Below are 18,710 nucleotides of genomic sequence, written 5' to 3' on the forward strand. Positions count from 1 at the left end.
AATGATGCACCGCTTCGGTCAGGCAAGCTCCTCACCTTCAAATCCGAGTTGTTATGCGTGGGGATCGCTTTGGGGTTTCCCGCTGCGGTCAATTCGAGCAAGTGACTGTCACCTTCATCAGGGAAATTGGACGCTATCCGAAGTGGTTAGATATTCACTGGGGCCTGATACTGCTAAGTTGAGTGAGTTTACAGCCTGATATAAATAGCGGCCACGTACTCTAACCCATATTCGCATCGCCTTAAAATTGTTTCAAAAATATTACGTTCTTGACATGAAATTAGTGAGCTAAACAGCGCAGGCTCAGCTTTTTCACATGTGTTTTTATGTTATGCTTATGCACGAATCTTGAACCATTTAAGGTGAGAATCATGCAGCGTAGTAAATCTTTTTTATGCCTAAAAAGCGGTTTATTGCTGCTATGCGTTTTGTTTCTCCCTTGGTCGGCTTTCGCGAGCACCTTACCCAGCGTAGGATTTTACTACGGCTCCGGCCCCGCGCCCGAGGCATTTCATGATTTCAACTGGGTAGTCGTCAACCCTGGGAGTCAACGCCTACCTGCTGACTTTGATAAAAATCAGCAGGTTTTTGCGTATGTCAGTATCGGCGAGGCCACACCAGGTGACGCCCACTATCAAAACCTGCCTGACAGTTGTGTCATGGGCACCAATCCCAACTGGGGGGGCAAAATTATCAACCTTGCCCATGCCGATTGCCGCAGTTATTTATTAAATCAGGTTATTAATCCTATCTGGCAGCAAGGCTACCACGCCTTTTTTATGGACACTCTGGACTCATTCAAGCTGGTTGATACAAGCCCTGCCGCCCAGAAACAACAGGAAGCCGGACTGGTGCAACTCATTAAAGCCATCAAGACAGAACATCCCGATGTGCAGCTCATTGCCAATCGTGGCTTTTCGGTGCTCCCCGAGATCCATCAGGACCTTGTTGGCGTTGTTGCTGAGTCCTTGTTCAAACAATGGGATCAAGGCACAAGAAGTTACACCTCGGTGCCCGAGAGTGAGCAGCGAGCCCTGATTCCGGAGCTCAAGAAGGTCCAGGGATACGGACTTCCAGCAATAGTCATCGACTACATGTCGCCCAAACTCAATCGTCAGGGTTGGTGGGAAGACGCCCAAAAAATTCAGTCCCTGGGCTTTGTACCTTATGTTACCGATTCCGGACTGACGGCGGTTGGCGCAGGATTACGCGAACCCATGCCTCGTCATGTGCTGATTATGTACAATAGCAGCGACCCCAAACAGTACAGTTCTGCCTTTGCCAATGGCGCCATGCCTCTGGAATACCTGGGTTACATACCAAGTTTCCATCGGCTTTCCGAGCCATTACCTGCAAAACCACGCGCTGGAGAATACGCTGGCATCATCCTGTGGAGCGATGGTGATCCTGTCAAAGATGTCGCCGGAATTTCACACTGGTTGAATGAAGCCAAGGCACAGGGTATCCCTATCCTGTTGATTGGTGATTTTCAGGACGCCCTGGATGACAAAACCTATATGGATCTTGGTATGAACAAGCCGACAAGCCACGAAGTCGGCTCTCTGAGTATTGCGTCCCAAAACAAAAACATGAGCTATGAAATGCCGATCACAGCTAATCCTCGGGACTTTTTACAAATAACAGCCCCATCCGACAGCAGAATCTGGCTCACCCTAAAAAGTTCTACGGGTGACAACGAAGATGCGGCGGCAATCACGCCCTGGGGCGGATATGTGTTATCGCCCTATATACTGACGACACTTCCCAATAAGGACAACCGCTGGTTGGTAAATCCTTTCCAGTTATATCGCGAGGCATTTCGCTTGCCGGAAATGCCGGTACCGGATACCACCACAGAAAGTGGACGACGACTGTTCATGGCCCATACTGATGGCGATGGCTTTATTAGCCGCGCGCAATTTCCGCCTTACCACATTGCTGGTGAGGTTTACATGCACCGGATTCTGGAAAAGTACAAGCTACCCTTTACCGGCTCCGTCATTGTAGGTGATTTACTGCCGGGAAATCGGGGGTTGTATCCGGCCCTGGCACCCTTGGGCAGCAAAGTTGCCCAAGAAGTTTTCCGGCTGCCCTATGTCGAAATAGGCTCACATATGTGGTCTCACCCTTTCGACTGGCCTGCCATTGAAGCCGGCAAGGATTATCCTGGCATTAACCTGCCGGTTCCTGGCTATAAATTCAGTCCTTATATGGAAGCCGTTGGCGCTGCCAAATGGATTGATAAACATTTGGCCCCACCTGATAAAAAAGTCGTCATTGACCAGTGGTCCGGTGACTGTGAACCGGATGCCCAAGTAGTTGGCTTGGCCTACAGTGCGGGGCTCATGAATATCAATGGTGGTGAAAGCACCATCAGCAAAAAAAATCCGAGTATTACAGCAGTACCCCCCATCGGCATCTTTAGGGGAAAATGGCTGCAGGTGTTTGCCCCAGATGCCAATGAAGACTATTTCACCAACCAGTGGCACGGACCCTACTGGGGCTTCGAAAACGTCATCCAGACTTTTGAAATGACCAACAAACCACGCCGACTGAAACCCATAGATATATACACGCACTGGTATTCAGCCACCAAACTGGCTTCTATTTCTGCTCTGGACAAGGTTTACCAATGGGTGCTGACCCAATCCATCACGCCAATTTATGTGGCTGATTATGGACACATTGCCAATAACTTTTTCACCATTCACTTGGCTCGCGAAGGCAAAGGTTTCTGGATTGGCGGAGCAGAAGCCCTGCGTGAATTACGCATGCCAACCGGCCTGGGAACCCCAGAAATTGCCAATAGCCAGGGAATAGCTGGATATAATTCAAGTCCCAATGGCAATATTTACGTTCATATGGATGGGAGTTCGTCCGTTTATCTTGCGTTAGGCCAAAGCCCGAAGCCTTTCCCTTATATCATCAGCGCTAACGCACCCATTGCAGCATTTACCCCTGAAAACAGGGGGTTCACCGCCAAACTGAAGGGCTATGTACCCGTACAGGTACAAATGGGAAATGTGCAAAACTGCCGCGCCAGCTTGAACGGGCAGACCACAGCCATTCCGGTCAGCGGACAACTGCAAAGCACTGCGCATGATGTCACTCTGCATGTCTCCTGCTCTCAATAAACCGCAGCTTCCGGCGCAGTACGTACTGCGTCCGGCCAGTATTTTTATTTTTATTGTCGTGGTACTGACAGTGATTCTGGCTATTGCCTGGAGTTATGGCTGGAATGGTAAGTTGGACTTCCAAAACTCATCCGCCAATGGCAAAGCACGTATCCAGAGTGCCGAGCTTTTGCTGCAAAGCGGCCAGTATCAGGCTGCATACCAACAATTGAAACCCATTCTTGATCGTCCCCAGGATCCGGTTTACCGACAGGCGCAACGCATGCAATGGAAAATTGACTGGACAAATGCCATGGCCCAGCCCCCACATTCTGCAGCCAGGGCAAAGGCCCAAGCTGCACTTGCTCTACGCCTGGATCAATTACTCAAGGAAGGCCGTTGGTCTGCCAAAGATTATGCGCATTTTGCCATCGATGCCCAGATGATTGGGGCTTATGACCAGAGCGCAGAAGCATGGTTAGCTGTAGCCAGAGAAAATCCGAAAGCCGCCACGCAAGCCATGAACTCGGCAGCAGCTGCCTGGACCGCAAATGGTAAAAGTGTCAAAGCGGGACAACTGCTTCTGCAAATGGCGTTACACAACAAGCAGACTTCCTTGCAAGAAGATTATTTTATCCGTGGCCTGACTCTGATTCAGGGGGGCGGCGGTGCCAGACTCGCCCTGGCTCAGGGTGAAAAAATCTTGTCCGGACTGCCTCAACTTGCAAAAAAAACCGATATTGTTTTGATCATGGCGCGTCTGGCCTTGTCTGCCGGACAACCCAGTCTCGCCGCCCAATGGTTAAAAGCGCAACTCGAAAGCTCAGCGCAGGATCATCTTCCATGACCACGCCAAAACTGCTGCTAGGAATAATTTTGCTGGCTGTAGGAGTCACGGCGCAGGCCCAGGATTCTGCAGCGGCGACACCATGGTGGAAAGCTCCGGGCAGCCTCGCCGCCGACGATGCAAAGTGGCGAGCGGAAGACGATAAACAAAAGGACAATGCGGACGCTTTTGCTGCCAGTCTGGCGCAAAGCATCAAGACGGGCAAGGGTATGGGATATCTGGACCAAGGCGGCGTTTCACCTTCCTGGTACAAGCCTCCCATGCTTGTCGAGCCCTTTCCGGGAAGTTATTCACCTGAACTCTATGAATTGGCCTACAATGTTTTCCTGAAAACAGGACAGTTGAAAGAGGCCTACCGCCTGGCTTATACCGCAGTAGTGCAGGTGCCGGGAAACGTCCTCTGGCGACAACGACTCATTCAGGTCGGCACTTGGCTGGAACAAAGAGAAACGGTTTTGCAGCAATGGCAATGGATGGCGCAGCGCGATCTGCCGGGGGCTCGCGCTGCAGCGGTCAAGTTAGCGGCTGCACTCTCGCGGCCGGATATTGTCATCCAGTTGCTTTCACCAGTGGCCAGGGCCGGACAACTCAGTGATGCTGACTGGAAAACCCTGATTTATGCTTACGGGCAATTGAGTGAACCGGACAAGGCGATAGCTGATATCAACCAGTCATTGCAGCATACCGGTCCCAAGCGGTTTTTACTGGAGCAAAAAGCCTATCTCAGTTATCAACGGGGAGAAATAGCTCAGAGTCTCGCAGCGCTGCAAGGCGTCGAAAAGCATTTCCAGGCGACTCCCGACATAGCCATACAGGAAGCCCGTCTGCTGTCCATGCAGGGGAAATATGCGGAAGCTTTTGCTGCCATGGATCATGTACGCAGCAAAGCCAGTCTGAATGATGTCCCATTCTGGCATTTATTGGCGGTTCTCGCTTGGGAAGTTCATGATCACGAGGCGGCCTATGATGCCGAGAAAAAACTGTACCTGCTGGGCGCCGCTAGCCAATATGATTTGCAGCGCTTGATCATGCTGGTCGGCTCGAAAAATCCAGAGGCGGCCCTAGCTGTTGCCCAGCGGGGTTGGAAAATATATCAATTCCCCTATTTTTACTTCGAGAGTCTGACGTATGCGGGTCAAGCGCACGAATGGAAAACACTGGGGCAACTTTTACAGTCAGTGCCTGCCCATGATCCTCAGGATCTACGCTCTTATGCAACCTATTGGCTGGCCATGGGGCAGTGGGCCAATGCTGTGGAAAATTATCCTGCGGCGGAATGGGCGTATGCTGAAGCGTTACGTCTGAATCCAGAGGATGAGATCGCCAAAAACAATCTACTCTGGATGCTGGTCGATTCTGGAAATGTCCATGCATTGCGGGCATTATTGGCGGGCGATGTCCTGCAACCACCAGAAAGTCTTCGGAACGTGACACAAAATGCGCTGGAGCGTCTGGGACACAACACAACAGCCCTATTCCTCGCCCGGCAAAATTTGCCATCGCTTAAGCCCAACAGCCTTCGGCTGCTCAATGAGGCGTCTCTTTGGGAGTCTGCGGGCAGTCCCGGTATAGCCTGGTCATTACGGCAAAACGTCATCGCTGACAGCCTGTCCAGTCTTCAGAAAAATCACTGGCAAGGGGTTACTCCACATGAATAAACGTCCACTGCCAGCCCATTCAAAAATCGTCCTGACTTCATTCAAATTTCTGATTGCCAGTGGTTCTCTGATTTTCAGCGTGAAAGTGCTGGCCGACACTCAAAATGGTATCCTGCCCCCCGAAGCGGCCCCTTTTCCTGAACAACAGCAGATTACTGCGCATAATGCGACCGAACCCAGTTCACCCGTCATCAGGCGTGATGAGCAGGTTATCAAAAAGCGCCACGAGGCTAGAGAAGCACTTCTGCATGAAGCCATTCCGGTCGGGATGGAAGGCTCAACTTTGGCAGCGCCAATTCTGCCATTTACAATGCAAGCCACGGCTCCAACAAAAATCGCTCCTCAAAAAATCAACAGCCAGGAAGACGCACTCCATACCTTGGCAGCGGCGCTGGCAGCTTCGCCCAAAGAAGGCAATCAGACGCAAGCCATTCTGATGGCCGCTGCTGATCATGGCGATTATTTGCCCGCCATTTCCTGGAGTCTGGCCAGAAAATATTGGGGTTTAGCAAAACTTCTGGTCGAAAACAATCCTGGGCGCACCCCACCCTGGGTGCACTTAAGCCTGGCTTTACATAACAAAGATCTAGACACCATTAAGTCTCTGCTGGACCATCCGGCTGATTTACCGTCAAAGGAAATGTTTCAGGCTGAAGAAGATTTGGGGCGTCCGCGTCAGGCCCAATCCCTGGCTATTAAAGCCCTGCAGGTGAATCCTTTTGACCGGGAATTACGGCGTTTGTACGTGGATAGTCTGGCCCATACGGCTAGCTATGCGGGTATTCAGGGGAGCTGGCAAAGCTTCAATGGTCTGCAACTTTATGGACCGGAGCTTAACGCCCGCATTCATGCTTCGCCGTTTTGGGGCATACAGATCCAAAGTCAAAACTTATGGCAGAACGCAAATAGCGACACGCAGCTGATTACCACCCCGAGACTACAAAATCGCACAGATGTAGGCGTTTTTTGGGACAGTCGCCGTTGGCAGGGAGATCTCAGTGCTGGCGAATATCAGGGACTGCAAAACAACTGGACCAGCAGGTTGGCAGTAAGCTGGCAAATGACCAGCAGCACTAGCATTTCAACGCGCCTGGCTTATCACTCCCAGACTTTCCAAAGCCCGGCTTTGGCTGTTGCCGGCATGGCCAATCGTGCAGAAATTCAACTAACCCAGACCTTAGATAGTTGGACGACCAATGCCGCCCTCGGTTGGAATCAGTATCTTGGACAGGATGGTATTCAGCAGGGCACTGATAGCTATGGTGAATTAGGCGCATTCTGGCGCAGCAACCTTGGACCCTGGGAGTTTCATGTCGGCCCATTTGCTGATTATCACGCACTACAGCGTCGCGCAGCCCCCGAGGGGGTTGTCGCCCAGGTGCTTTCCACAGATGCCCGCAATATCGATAGCATCCTGCCTGGAAGTTATGCCGATTATGGTGTGCGCCTGCAATGGGGGGCTCTGGAGCAAGATTTACATCCCGGCTGGACGCCCAATCTACAACTCAGTGTCTATGACAACTCCCGATTCGGCTTTCAATATCAACTGAACGCCGGGGTAAGCACAGCGGTATTGGGACCAGATCGTCTCAGCCTGGATTTTTCCCAGGGACAAGGGGGGAATGGATTGGCATTGAACCAGCGCATTTTCGCTTTAAATTATCGTTTTTATTTTTAATATGATCTGTTGAGGGAGAAAAAATATGTTAAAAACAAAAGGAATCTGGATTCCCATTTTGGCATTAATGCTCAGCGGTTGCGCGGGGATGAGCGTCCAGTCGGCTAAACCCGTTGCGCTAAGCAAAGGGGCGGCCTGGACGGTATTGCCCTTTGCCAACAATACGGAAACCCCGTTAGCCAATGAACGTGCGGCAGCACTAGCAGCAGGTATTTTACAAAGTGATAATCAGCGCGTGTTGGGTACCCTGCCAATTCGTAGCCGGACCCAGGCATTACTGGGTGGCGACTGGAAAAAAGAGTACGCGACTGCACTCGGTAGCGCACGTAGTGATGGCGTGCATTACGCCTTGGGTGGCAGTGTTGATGAATGGAACTACCGTGCGGGAATCAATGCTGAGCCCGTTGTGACCATGACACTCTGGATTGTCGATGTACCTGCGGACAAGGTGATCTGGACGGGTGTAGGCAGTGCCCATGGGGGAAGCCTTGGACGTGGTGGTACCGGCGGTCTCGCACAGGGACTGATTCACCGCCTGATTGATCGCGCCCTGAATTAAAGACCCGATGAAAATGCGTGTACAGCTAGTGACGGCGCTTCCCCGCTGGGGGTCAGGATGGCTGGAAGCAATTCTGCTCCCCGCCCTGGGAATTGTGGTGGCCTGGACTCTGGATCCAGGAGATCCTCTGTTATTAAGGCAACCATTTCCATGGCTTCTGATCATTCCATTACTGATTGCGTTGCGATACGAGTTAATGCCGGCACTGCTTTCCGTCGCGATACTTGCCAGCACTTTGATCTGGCATGCGTATCCAGAGATACGGGGTCTGGAAATATTTGCAGGAACCGTACTGGTTATTCTCATTGCCTCAGAATATGCCGGATATTGGGCAAGACAAGAAGCGGGACGATCCTTGCAAGAGGAAATTACTGCCACCCGCTTTCGACAGTTATCCGATGATCTATATGTGACGCGAATTTCACAGGACCGCCTTGAACAAAGCCTGCTTTATCAGCCCATGTCGGTGCGGGGTGCCTTACTCGAAATCAAAAATCAGCTGGCACAAAAACAGGGACGTCTGGACACTGAACTTGCCTATAACACGCTTTATTTTTTAAACCAGCTGGTTGGGGTTCAGATAGCCAGTCTATATGATATCCAGGCGGGGCATCATTCTCCGCATTTAATTGCCGCATTTGGTAATGCGCAACCCTGGCAGGAGCAGGATCCCGTCCTCAGAGAATCCTTGAATAGTGGTGAAAGCCAGTCTCTGGCTGATCTGGAGATTACCCAGTTTCGCCATTATATCAGCGTACACACTCACAGCAGCCGTAGTGGACAAAATTATGTGCTGACTATTGAGGAGATGTCTTTTTTCGCCATCAACAAAGAAAGCTTGCAAACTATAGAAGTCATTTTTCAGTATCTTTGTACCTATGCTGAGTCTCTTGCTCAGGCTGCCCCCTTGTTACAAATATGGTCTGACTGTCCGCCAGAGTTTGCTACGGACTTCATGCAATTACAGAAGCTCGCTCAGCGGGTACCGCAAGTTGGCATGATGGTTCGTTATGATTTCCATAGCGGTCCGTGTGCTGAAAAGGTGTTGGAGTATCTGCAGCGTTTGCGTCGAGGGCTGGATGTCCTCTGGCTCCACAGAGATAAGGAGAAAATACAACTGATTGTATTATTACCTTTTGCAGGCAGTATGGCGGCAGAGGGTCATTTTCAGCGCATGCGGACTGAAAGCAGATTGCATTATGGCGAAGAATGGGAAAAAAGCTTTATTCACCATAAAATTTTCTCAATCAGCGCGCAGCATTGCGAAAAACAGATCAAACAATTGTTTGACCCAGAAGTGTCCATATGAACTCATTCAGCAGCAACACATATCTGCTTATTTATGGTCTTTACTGGTTTCTCTGTCTTTTGACCAGCTATATGATCGTACTAAAAACCGGGCAATCAGTAGATAAAAAATTTCCTTTATTGCTGTTCGTCGTTATTGCATCGGTAATACCTTTATTTGGTCCAGTAGTCATACTGGTGTATGCCATTTTTTTGCGGGGTGTCGCATGGCGGCTCCATGAGCCCGAACTTGAGCCAATCAAACTGCCGCCGGTCATGCGTGACGTCAGGCTCACCACATCCACAGTAGCCCCTGGAAGTGTCGCCGCACGTCTTCGCCATTCCCGAGACCCGCGACAAAGATTGGCAGCTGTTTCCCAGATCGCCGAATCACAGTTTTTCAATCAGTCGCAATTGTTGCGCGGAGCACTATCAGACGATGCGGAAGAAGTTCGGTTGTTGGCCTATGCCGCTCTGGATCGACGTGAACAGGAAAACACCGAATTACTGATACACTTGAATGCGCAACAAACACACGCCCACGAAGTGAGAACCTTACGGCGTATACAGGATTCCAGGCAATGGCTTTACTGGAACATCCACCACACGGAGGCCCGTGAAATGGCCACACCTTCATCGGTAGGCGAGTCGACAAAATGGGAGCCAGACTATTCAAACATGGACCACGATTCTCCGTCCATGAAGCTGCTTATGGGTCTTCATCTACTGGAAACAGGCAAAGTAGATAAAGCCATTTCCGAGATGAAAAATGCCGAAGCAAAAAAGATTGCCAGCAGCATTGTTGCCCCACACCTTGCTTCGGCCTATTTTCGGAGCAGAAACATTGAGAAGATTTTCGATATTTACCGAGCACACCCAGAACTGAAACTTTCTCCAAGATACGGCCCCTCCTTTTCTTTTTGGACAGGAGGAAAGCCATGATTCCATTCCGGCAAGCCGATTCAGTAGACATTCTCCTGGTTCTGGAAGGCACCTTTCCCTATGTACGTGGCGGAGTATCCTCCTGGGTGAATCGTCTGATACTTGGATTTCCTGAATATCGCTTCGGGGTCATTTTTCTGGGCAGTACGATTGAGGATTATACGGCAAAGCCCTATGCACTTCCGGATAATATTCACTACTACGCCGAGTATTTTCTGTATGGAGCTAATGATCATTCCGGGAATAATCACCATTCAAAAGTCTCAACAAGCGAACTTTCTGCAGTTACAGATGCTCATCAGGAAATGAAAAAATGTCTCTCAAAATGTGAGTTTTGTGTTGATATCAGCCAGTATGGAAATGTTTTTAATATTTCTCAAAAAGCTTTTTTTGAAGACAGAAAAGTCTGGGACTATTTCATCGAATGCTACTCAGAAATTCCTGACCAACCCTCTTTTGTAGACTACTTCTGGACGATACGTGGAATGCACGCCCCCCTCTGGTTTCTCCAGATGGCCATGCAAAACGCCCCGAGATCTCGGATTATTCACTGTCCATCAACAGGTTATGCAGGATATCTTGGAGCTTTACTCAGCAAAGCCGGGGATATTCCACTGATCATTTCAGAGCATGGAATTTATACCAAAGAAAGGCGCATTGATCTCATGCTTGCGCGTTGGATTCATGAGGACGAGGAATTCCTCCGTCAGGCCGGCCGAATCCACTATTTACGACACTTGTGGATTCGCTTTTTTGAATTTATTGGGAGCCTGACCTATCAACAGGCGCAAAACATTATCAACTTGTATTCGGGTGTGGTCGAACTCCAGATCGCCGATGGCGCAGATCAACAAAAATTAAGTACGATTCCCAACGGAATTCCGGTCGAAAATTTCATAAACTGTCGATTCTCTTATGCAGAACGTAAAAACATTGTTGCCTTGGTGGGTAGGGTGGTTCCTATCAAGGACATCAAAACCTTCATTCGAGCCGCGAAACTCATTCAACAAGCGGAAACAGATACACCTGAATTCTGGATTGCCGGCCCCATTGAAGAGGATGATGAATATTATCAGGAATGCCTTTTATTAGTAGAGCATCTCGATTTGGGAGAAAAAGTCAAATTTCTGGGATATGTTCCGGTACAGGATGTTCTCAGCCAGGTACGTCTTACTGTTCTTAGCTCCATTAGTGAAGGTCTACCACTTTCTGTTCTTGAGAGTTTTGCTGCTGGAGTGCCTGTAGTAGCGACAGATGTTGGCTCCTGTCGTGAACTTATTTACGGAACCAGCAAAGAAGATAGTGCTGAACCGGCGGGAAAAATAGTACCTATAGCCAATCCTAAGGCATTGGCACAGGCAATTTCTTCTCTACTGAGAAATATCGATTTTTGGATGACCTGCAGTAACAATGCGATTGATAGAGTAGAAAAAAATTATCGGGAGGAAGACATGTTTACAAGTTATCGTAACCTCTATCAAGCCGGGATGGCTAACTGAACATGGCCGGCATTGGATTTGAATTACGCAGGATTCTCAAACGCAGGACCTACTTTTCCTTACTACAGGCATACGGCTTCGCGGGAATTGTTTCTTCAGGGCCATGGTTGTTATCTATTTTTGGCATCCTGCTTCTGGGCTTTCTCGCAGTGAGCCAGAATGAACACAGCTCAGCAGTCATTGAGTTTCAGGTTTCAGTGACTTATCTGATCATGTCCTCACTGATTTTTACTGGCCCAGTTCAGTTGCTGTTTACCCGTTATATTGCCGACATGCTTTTTGCCCGGGAAAGAAAGACCGTTATATCCATCATCCTTATGATGATCGCCAGCACCTGTGCCCTCGGTGGCATTCTTGCCTACGTTATAGCGATCATGTTTTTTGCCAATACGCCTATTTTTTATCAGTTCTTGATGGGTACAGGCTTTGTAGAACTCTGCGGAGTATGGATTTTGACGATTATGGGAACCAGTCTCAAGGATTATAAAGCTCTGGTTTCTTGGTATCTGGTAGCCTATACAGTGATTGTACTCGCTGGCATCTATCTGGGTGCTGATCGAGGTCTGTATGGCTATTTGCTGGCTTTCGATCTCGGTCAGGGTATTTTGTTAATGAGCCTGGGTGCCATGGTTATTCGTCAATTTCCGGGCATGCTCAGCTTTCCAGGGAGTGTCCTCAGCACTCAGCGCATGTTCTGGTCTCTTACTTTGGTAGGACTATTTTTCAATGCTGCTGTCTGGGCAGACAAACTTTTGTTTTGGTTCACTCCAGACACCAGTGGCCTAGTTATAGGTCCGCTACGTGCCTCACCAATTTATGATGTACCCATTTTTCTTAGCTATCTCCTGATTGTACCAGGCCTGGCTATCTTTCTCTTTCGCCTTGAAACTGATTTTGTGGAAGCGTATGAAGCCTATAATCGTACCATTGTCGAAGGTGGAAATTATTCTGAACTCCTCATAGCCAAACAAGGGATGATCAATGCTACGAGAACCGGTTTATGGGATATTGCCAAGGTGCAAGGCATAACCGTCATATTTGCCATCGCCTTTACTCCGCAAATACTCAGCTTACTGGGCTATCCCGTCAGCTATTCACGAATTTTCCAGTTTGATGTTATCGGCGTCAGTTTGCAACTTTTATTCATGAGCATTTTGAATGTTTATTTCTATATGGATTTACGTAGTCGCAGCGTTTTAATGACCTTAATCTTTTTTTTAGGAAATGTCATTTTTACCTGGTTAAGCTTACAGGGAGGCCCGTTTTTTTATGGTATGGGGTTCATGTTTTCTTTGTTTATTGCCGATACATTAGGACTTGTTTTGTTACAACGGGATTTACGCGACATCGACTTCATCACCTTCGTTAGATCTCAATAAATTATAAAGGGCGTTAAATATCATGAATTCAAAACAGCGTGCAGGAACCATTCTGGTGGTTGGTGGTGCTGGCTTCATCGGCTCCCACACGGTTGAACTTCTGCTTTCTGAAGGTTATTACGTCCGTGTCATGGATAATCTCTCCACCGGAAAAAGGGATAATTTACCAGCAAGTCACGAACGTCTGGATTTTATATTTGGCGACATGACCAATCGAACGCTCCTGCATCAAGCCTGTGAAGGCGTGACCCATATATTGCATCTCGCCGCTCAAGTTTCCGTCATCAGAAGTCAGGAAGATCCTGTTTTTTCCTGTCAGCAGAACATTCTGGCTTATGTTGGCGTTCTCGAAGAGGCGCGGAAGCACCATGCGCGCTTTGTGTACGCATCTTCGGCAGCTGTATATGGCAACCCCGCAATACTGCCTCTGAATGAAGAGGAACCAGTCCTGCCAATTTCTCCTTACGGTATGGAAAAATATACCAATGAGTTATATGCAGACCTCTATGGCCGCATGCATCAACTTTCGCATTTAGGCTTACGTTATTTTAATGTTTATGGCCCCCGGCAGGATCCCCAATCCCCCTATAGCGGGGTGATTTCCCGTTTTGTGGCCCAGGCGCTTTCCCAGCAGGCGCTGACCATTCGTGGTGATGGCAGCCAGGAACGAGATTTCATTCATGTCAAAGATGTTGCTCAGGCCAACGTGGCGGCTCTTACCGGAAAGGTGCAGGGAAGCATTAACATTGCCCGAGGAGAAGCGATTACCATTCTTAACCTGGCCAAAACTATCCAACAACTTGTCAGTGCGCCATCCAATATTGAATGGGTTCCACCCGTAGAAGGCGATATCCTCCGTTCCATTGCGGATAACGAGCGAATGCGCAAGCACTTATGCCAATCTTTCTGGTCTTTATCTGAAGGTATTCAGGATTTATTGCGGGCCCCGGTTATCTGACCAGCGGCTATATGCAGTTGCTGGCTGACATACGCGCCCTGACGCCAAATCTCACGCAAAAAAAAAGCGCCGCAATTGCGGCGCCCTGGGCGATGATCATCCGCTAGGGATTAGATCTCGCGCACGTCCTCAGCCTGCATGCCTTTGGGGCCGCGAACACTGTTGAACGATACACGTGCGCCTTCTGCCAGGGTCTTGAAGCCGCTGCCCTGAATGGCGGAATGATGCACGAATACATCTTCTTTACCATCTTCAGGAGTAATGAAACCGAAACCTTTACTATCGTTAAACCACTTTACTGTACCTGTTGCCATTTGATGCACTTCCTATTGCGTAAATTCGGACCACGTGTCCATTGGCGAGGATAAGGACTATTCTCGAGACATGCAAGGCATTTCGTAAAAATTTCGCGCCAAATCATACATTGTTGACGAAAACAGGGATTCTGACTAAGGTTAGAACCAACCGTCCGGTATGTAGCTGCTGAAAAACAAGGAGGTCACCATGCAAGTGGGTTTCGTAGGATTGGGGCAAATGGGGTCGGGAATGGCAGCCAGGCTGCTCACTTCCGGATTAAATCTGAAGATATTTAACCGCTCTCCCGAGAAAATGCAGGCTCTTGTGGACCAAGGTGCAGCGGCCGCCAATAGCCTTAAGGACTTTGCCGATGTCGATGTGGTTTTCACCATGCTCGCTGATGATCCCGCAGTGGCATCCCTGGTTCTGGAAGAAAAGGGTCTGCTCGCGCAGCTGCGGCCGGGTGCCGTGCATGTATCCTGCAGCACCATCAGCGTGGCACTTTCAGCACAACTGGCAGCAGCCCATGCCCAAGCTGGACAGGAGTATCTGTCCGCCCCGGTTTTCGGAAGACCCGATGCTGCAGCTGCTGGCAAGCTGTTCCTGGCCTTGGCAGGAAAACCGGAGATCATCTCCCGCCTGCAGCCGCTTTTTGATAGGATAGGCCAACGCAGCTTTGTGGTTGCAGATACACCCGAGAAGGCCAATCTGGTCAAACTCAGTGGTAATTTTCTGATAGCTTCGGTCATTGAGTCACTGGGTGAAGCCATGGCACTGGTGGAAAAAGGTGGCGTAGATCGGCATGCCTATCTGGATTTGCTGACATCCAGCCTGTTCAATGTGCCTCTGTACAAAAACTATGGCGCACTGATTGCCGACCGGAAATTTACGCCACCAGGCTTTGCCGCGCCCTTGGGCCAAAAAGATATGCGTCTGGTTCTGGCAGCAGCGGAAAATCTGGATGTTCCACTGCCCCTAGCAAGCCTCTTGCGTGATCGTTTTATTCGCCTTGCTGCGGAGGGCGGCGCCATCCGTGACTGGTCTGCCATTGGCGCATTGGCCGCGGAGGACGCCGGTCTTCTGTCCTGAAAGTGGTGATGCTTCACAAGGAGAAAATCATGTCTGAGCTGAAATTTCGTCCTTATCGTCAACCAGCGGGAGGCTGGGGGGCGCTTCGTGCTTCCATGCAGAGCCTGCGCCAGCAAGGTATTCTCTCGGAAGGAACTGCCCTGTTGCTGAAGTCCAATCAGGCCGAAGGTTTTGATTGTCCGGGCTGCGCCTGGCCCGACCCCGATGCCCACTCCACTTTTGAATTCTGTGAAAACGGCGTCAAGGCGGTCGCTGCCGAAGCCACCAGCAAACGCGTAACAGCCGATTTATTTGCCCGGCATTCCGTGAGCTGGCTTGCCCAGCAAAGTGATTATGATCTGGAAGAATTCGGCCGCCTGACGGAACCGATGATGTACGATGCAGCCAGCGACCATTATCAACCCGTTTCCTGGGAGCATGCATTTGCCCAGATAGCCCATCACCTGCAGGCACTCGAATCCCCCCACCAGGCTATTTTTTATACTTCCGGCAGAACCTCCAACGAAGCCGCCTTTCTTTATCAGCTTTTTGTCCGTGAATTTGGTACCAACAACATGCCGGACTGCTCCAACATGTGTCACGAACCGACCAGTCTCGGAATGCCTGAATCTATTGGTATTGGCAAAGGTACCGTCACCCTGGAAGACTTTGACCACGCCGATACACTGCTCCTCTTTGGTCATAATCCCGGCACCAATCATCCGCGTATGCTGGGCACCTTGCGGGATGCGGCCAAACGTGGCTGCCGGATTCTGGTTTTTAACCCGCTTCGGGAACGCGGCCTGCAGCGTTTTGTAAACCCTCAGGATCCCGGCGAGATGCTCACCAATCATGGGACAGAAATCGCCACCCATTACTATCAGCCCCGCATTGGCGGCGACTACGCCATTGCCCTTGGTATAGTGCGTTATCTGTTGGAGCAAGGCTCTCTGGATGAGGATTTTATTGACACCCATACCGAAGGCTTTAATACCCTGAAAAAAATTGCCCTGGATACCTCCTGGGCAGAAATTGAGTCAGAGAGCGGTCTCAGCCATGCCGAGTTTATGGAAATTGGTAAAATTTATGATTCGGGCAAAGCCAGCATCATCACCTGGGGAATGGGCATCACCCAACACAAGCATGCCGTGGCTACCATTCAGATGCTGGTCAATGTGCTCCTGCTGAAAGGGAATATGGGTAAGCCAGGAGCTGGAGCTTGCCCCATTCGCGGACACAGCAATGTTCAGGGCGATCGCACCATGGGGATCTGGGAGCGTCCCGCTGCCGATTTTCTGGATCGTCTGGGCAAGGAGTTTGGTTTTGAGCCACCGCGAGAACCCGGCCATGACGTCATTGGCAGTATTGCCGCCCTGGAAAAAGGCGAGGCCAAGATGTTTTTCGGGATGGGCGGCAATTTTGCCAATGCCACCCCGGATACCCAGCGCGTACATGAAGCCTTGCGTCATTGTGAACTGACCGTGCATGTAACCACCAAACTCAATCGCTCTCATGTGGTCCATGGAAAAAACGCCCTGATTCTTCCTTGTCTGGGTCGAACAGAAATAGACATTCAAAATGGTCAGCCCCAGGGCATTACCGTTGAGGATTCCATGAGCATGGTACACATTTCCCAGGGAATGCGGGCACCGGCATCGTCCCAACTGAAATCCGAATGTGCCATTATCGCCGAACTGGCTGAAGCCACTTTGCCCGACAGTAAAACCCCATGGCGCGCCCTGGTAGAGGATTACGATCGGATTCGCGACCGCATCTCACGGGTGGTTGCGGGTTTTGAGGACTTCAATGCCCGGGTCCATCAACCCAGAGGATTTCATCTCGATCTGCCGCCACGCTCCCGGCGCTGGACGACCCCATCGGGCAAGGCTCAGTTTATTGCCCAGCCACTGCATAGCATTACCGAAGACCGCTTTGTTCCCAAAAGTTCAGAGCAGGTTTTCAATCTGATGACTATTCGTAGTCATGATCAATACAACACCACCATTTATGGATACGAAGATCGCTACCGGGGCGTATCAGGTGCCCGCAATATTTGCTTCATGCATCCGGAAGATATAGCGGAATTGGGTTTTGCCGAAAATACGCTGGTGGATATTATTTCGCACTGGACTGACGGTGAGCGCGTTGCCCGGAGTTTTCGCCTGCTGCCCTATGATATTCCCCGCTCCTGTGTGGCGGGCTACTATCCCGAACTGAATGTACTGGTGCCTCTGTCCAGTCACGCAGACCGGGCAAACACCCCGACTTCCAAATCCATTCGGGTGACCTTTCACGCGGTGACCAAGCGTGACGACTGAGTCTGCTCCAGAATCAGCCACGGAAGACCTGGTCATCGCCCTGCTGCAGGCACTGTGTCATGAACCGGTCATTTCTCTGGCAAAAATAGGCAAACAGATGAATTTGCGGCGTAGCCAACTGGAACGTCTATTGTTACTGCTTGGTGAAAATGAAAGCTGGGGGGGTATGGGTTATCTGACCCAAAGCGAACAACGTGGTCGCACCGTGATCCTTCTTACCCAGAAAGGAAAGGATTTATGCGCATCAATGGCGAATTAGGTGCGGGCATCGGCTGGTCGGCAGCGACCCTGCTGACCGGAAAGGGATTACCGGTTGCCCACCAGGAAGCGGTCCTTGAAGAACGCGCAGTCTCCATTGTCATTAATGGTCAGGCTTATGCAGTGATGATGGTAACGCCCGAACACCTGGATGATTTCTTTATGGGTTTTTTGTGGAGCGAAGCCATTATTCACGGCCCTGAGGAAATTATCACCTGGGAGTGGGTGACCGAAAATGGTGCATGGGCCATCTACCTCCAGCTCACGGCAGAAGCGGCAGAACGCGCGCAACAAAAGCGTCGCCACGTCCTTGGCGGAAGCGCCTGCGGCTTGTGCGGGACGCCGCTCTTGGCGGGACTGGTTCCCTTTGCAGCACTGGAAAGCCGTTATTGCTGCCATCCGGCATCCATCCGCACCCTCATGGTACATATGCAGGAGCAACAGGCGCTGAATCACAGTACCGGCACGGCCCATGCAGCCATTCTCGGCTATCACCGGGATTATCTGGTGCGCGAAGATATTGGTCGCCATAATGCTGTGGATAAGGGTATTGGTGCGGCCATTCAGCAAGGACTGATGCCCGGCGAAATCAATGTGCTGGGAATTTCCTCGCGTCTGAGTTTTGAAATTGTGCTCAAGGCCATTGGCTTTGGCATTCCGGTGATTGCAGCCATTTCCGGAGTCAGCAGTCTCGCCATCGAGCTGGCTGAAAGCCACGGAGTAACCCTGATTGGTTACGCCCGCGATGATCGCATGACTTTGTATGCTCACTCCGAACGTATCCAGAAGGATTGGATGCCCGCACTTTCCCCGCTTTGTGATTAGCGGTTAAGCTGTGTTTTGTTCGCC

15 protein-coding genes are annotated in these 18,710 nt (G+C 50.3%); 14 read left to right on the forward strand and 1 reads right to left on the reverse strand.

The window, feature by feature from the left end; genetic code table 11:
• Window positions 1–371 precede the first annotated feature (371 nt).
• Genes HAP95_RS10795 through HAP95_RS10840 form a run of 10 tightly spaced genes read left to right on the forward strand, consistent with a single transcriptional unit; the run spans window position 372 to window position 13,920 of the window.
• Window positions 372–3,134 (forward strand): bifunctional glycoside hydrolase/polysaccharide deacetylase family protein, encoded by a 2,763-nt coding sequence (locus HAP95_RS10795; RefSeq protein ID WP_215884223.1) that lies wholly within the window; start codon window positions 372–374, stop codon window positions 3,132–3,134.
• Window positions 3,115–3,960: a hypothetical protein gene (locus tag HAP95_RS10800; RefSeq protein WP_215884224.1), complete on the forward strand. Its 846-nt coding sequence runs from the start codon at window positions 3,115–3,117 to the stop codon at window positions 3,958–3,960. Before HAP95_RS10795 ends, HAP95_RS10800 begins: the two co-directional genes overlap by 20 nt.
• Window positions 3,957–5,618, forward strand: a complete 1,662-nt coding sequence (locus HAP95_RS10805; protein ID WP_215884225.1) for a tetratricopeptide repeat protein — start codon at window positions 3,957–3,959, stop codon at window positions 5,616–5,618. Before HAP95_RS10800 ends, HAP95_RS10805 begins: the two co-directional genes overlap by 4 nt.
• Window positions 5,611–7,296, forward strand: coding sequence for a hypothetical protein (locus tag HAP95_RS10810; protein ID WP_215884226.1), 1,686 nt, complete (start codon window positions 5,611–5,613; stop codon window positions 7,294–7,296). The genes HAP95_RS10805 and HAP95_RS10810 overlap by 8 nt, the downstream gene beginning before the upstream one ends.
• 25 nt (window positions 7,297–7,321) lie before the next feature.
• Window positions 7,322–7,855, forward strand: coding sequence for a hypothetical protein (locus HAP95_RS10815; RefSeq protein ID WP_215884227.1), 534 nt, complete (start codon window positions 7,322–7,324; stop codon window positions 7,853–7,855).
• Window positions 7,856–7,868: 13 nt separating this feature from the next.
• Window positions 7,869–9,164, forward strand: a complete 1,296-nt coding sequence (locus HAP95_RS10820; RefSeq protein ID WP_215884228.1) for a PelD GGDEF domain-containing protein — start codon at window positions 7,869–7,871, stop codon at window positions 9,162–9,164.
• The gene (locus tag HAP95_RS10825) at window positions 9,161–10,084 is read left to right on the forward strand and encodes a HEAT repeat domain-containing protein (protein WP_215884229.1); all 924 of its coding nucleotides are present in this window, start codon (window positions 9,161–9,163) and stop codon (window positions 10,082–10,084) included. Before HAP95_RS10820 ends, HAP95_RS10825 begins: the two co-directional genes overlap by 4 nt.
• Window positions 10,081–11,583 (forward strand): GT4 family glycosyltransferase PelF, encoded by a 1,503-nt coding sequence (gene pelF / locus HAP95_RS10830; RefSeq protein WP_215884230.1) that lies wholly within the window; start codon window positions 10,081–10,083, stop codon window positions 11,581–11,583. The genes HAP95_RS10825 and pelF overlap by 4 nt, the downstream gene beginning before the upstream one ends.
• Window positions 11,584–11,585: 2 nt before the next feature.
• A complete protein-coding gene (pelG, locus tag HAP95_RS10835; RefSeq protein WP_215884231.1) occupies window positions 11,586–12,962 on the forward strand; it encodes an exopolysaccharide Pel transporter PelG in 1,377 nt (458 codons plus the stop codon).
• Between the two features lie 22 nt (window positions 12,963–12,984).
• Window positions 12,985–13,920 carry an NAD-dependent epimerase/dehydratase family protein gene (locus tag HAP95_RS10840; RefSeq protein WP_215884232.1) on the forward strand — a complete coding sequence of 312 codons (936 nt, stop codon included), beginning with the start codon at window positions 12,985–12,987 and terminating at the stop codon, window positions 13,918–13,920.
• Between the two features lie 110 nt (window positions 13,921–14,030).
• On the opposite strand, the gene HAP95_RS10845 is transcribed toward HAP95_RS10840, so the two are convergent.
• Entirely contained in the window at window positions 14,031–14,234 is a 204-nt protein-coding gene (locus HAP95_RS10845; protein WP_010642828.1) for a cold-shock protein, read from the reverse strand.
• A 190-nt stretch (window positions 14,235–14,424) separates the two neighbouring features.
• Here HAP95_RS10845 and HAP95_RS10850 point away from each other — a divergent pair, with 190 nt between their 5' ends.
• The 4 genes from HAP95_RS10850 to fdhD are packed head-to-tail and all read left to right on the forward strand — an operon-like array spanning window position 14,425 to window position 18,686.
• Complete coding sequence (locus tag HAP95_RS10850) at window positions 14,425–15,306, forward strand: NAD(P)-dependent oxidoreductase (RefSeq protein ID WP_215884233.1); 882 nt, start codon at window positions 14,425–14,427, stop codon at window positions 15,304–15,306.
• 29 nt (window positions 15,307–15,335) lie between these two features.
• Entirely contained in the window at window positions 15,336–17,603 is a 2,268-nt protein-coding gene (locus tag HAP95_RS10855) for an FdhF/YdeP family oxidoreductase (protein ID WP_215884234.1), read from the forward strand.
• Window positions 17,593–17,862, forward strand: coding sequence for a hypothetical protein (locus HAP95_RS10860; protein ID WP_215884235.1), 270 nt, complete (start codon window positions 17,593–17,595; stop codon window positions 17,860–17,862). The genes HAP95_RS10855 and HAP95_RS10860 overlap by 11 nt, the downstream gene beginning before the upstream one ends.
• On the forward strand, window positions 17,841–18,686 hold the full coding sequence (gene fdhD, locus HAP95_RS10865) for a formate dehydrogenase accessory sulfurtransferase FdhD (protein ID WP_215884236.1): 846 nt from the start codon (window positions 17,841–17,843) through the stop codon (window positions 18,684–18,686). The genes HAP95_RS10860 and fdhD overlap by 22 nt, the downstream gene beginning before the upstream one ends.
• Window positions 18,687–18,710 lie beyond the last annotated feature (24 nt).

Origin of the sequence: Acidithiobacillus sulfurivorans, assembly GCF_018853815.1 — a bacterium.
In the GTDB taxonomy this organism is placed as follows: domain Bacteria; phylum Pseudomonadota; class Gammaproteobacteria; order Acidithiobacillales; family Acidithiobacillaceae; genus Acidithiobacillus; species Acidithiobacillus sulfurivorans.

Excerpts from the sequence above, each read along its gene's own strand:
- HAP95_RS10850 (WP_215884233.1), top strand. The coding sequence starts at position 14,425 with ATGCAAGTGGGTTTCGTAGGATTGGGGCAAATGGGGTCGGGAATGGCA.
- HAP95_RS10800 (WP_215884224.1), top strand. The coding sequence starts at position 3,115 with ATGTCTCCTGCTCTCAATAAACCGCAGCTTCCGGCGCAGTACGTACTG.
- HAP95_RS10815 (WP_215884227.1), top strand. The coding sequence starts at position 7,322 with ATGTTAAAAACAAAAGGAATCTGGATTCCCATTTTGGCATTAATGCTC.
- HAP95_RS10810 (WP_215884226.1), top strand. The coding sequence starts at position 5,611 with ATGAATAAACGTCCACTGCCAGCCCATTCAAAAATCGTCCTGACTTCA.
- HAP95_RS10795 (WP_215884223.1), top strand. The coding sequence starts at position 372 with ATGCAGCGTAGTAAATCTTTTTTATGCCTAAAAAGCGGTTTATTGCTG.
- fdhD (WP_215884236.1), top strand. The coding sequence starts at position 17,841 with ATGCGCATCAATGGCGAATTAGGTGCGGGCATCGGCTGGTCGGCAGCG.
- pelG (WP_215884231.1), top strand. The coding sequence starts at position 11,586 with ATGGCCGGCATTGGATTTGAATTACGCAGGATTCTCAAACGCAGGACC.
- HAP95_RS10840 (WP_215884232.1), top strand. The coding sequence starts at position 12,985 with ATGAATTCAAAACAGCGTGCAGGAACCATTCTGGTGGTTGGTGGTGCT.
- HAP95_RS10805 (WP_215884225.1), top strand. The coding sequence starts at position 3,957 with ATGACCACGCCAAAACTGCTGCTAGGAATAATTTTGCTGGCTGTAGGA.
- HAP95_RS10855 (WP_215884234.1), top strand. The coding sequence starts at position 15,336 with ATGTCTGAGCTGAAATTTCGTCCTTATCGTCAACCAGCGGGAGGCTGG.
- pelF (WP_215884230.1), top strand. The coding sequence starts at position 10,081 with ATGATTCCATTCCGGCAAGCCGATTCAGTAGACATTCTCCTGGTTCTG.
- HAP95_RS10845 (WP_010642828.1), bottom strand. The coding sequence starts at position 14,234 with ATGGCAACAGGTACAGTAAAGTGGTTTAACGATAGTAAAGGTTTCGGT.
- HAP95_RS10825 (WP_215884229.1), top strand. The coding sequence starts at position 9,161 with ATGAACTCATTCAGCAGCAACACATATCTGCTTATTTATGGTCTTTAC.
- HAP95_RS10820 (WP_215884228.1), top strand. The coding sequence starts at position 7,869 with ATGCGTGTACAGCTAGTGACGGCGCTTCCCCGCTGGGGGTCAGGATGG.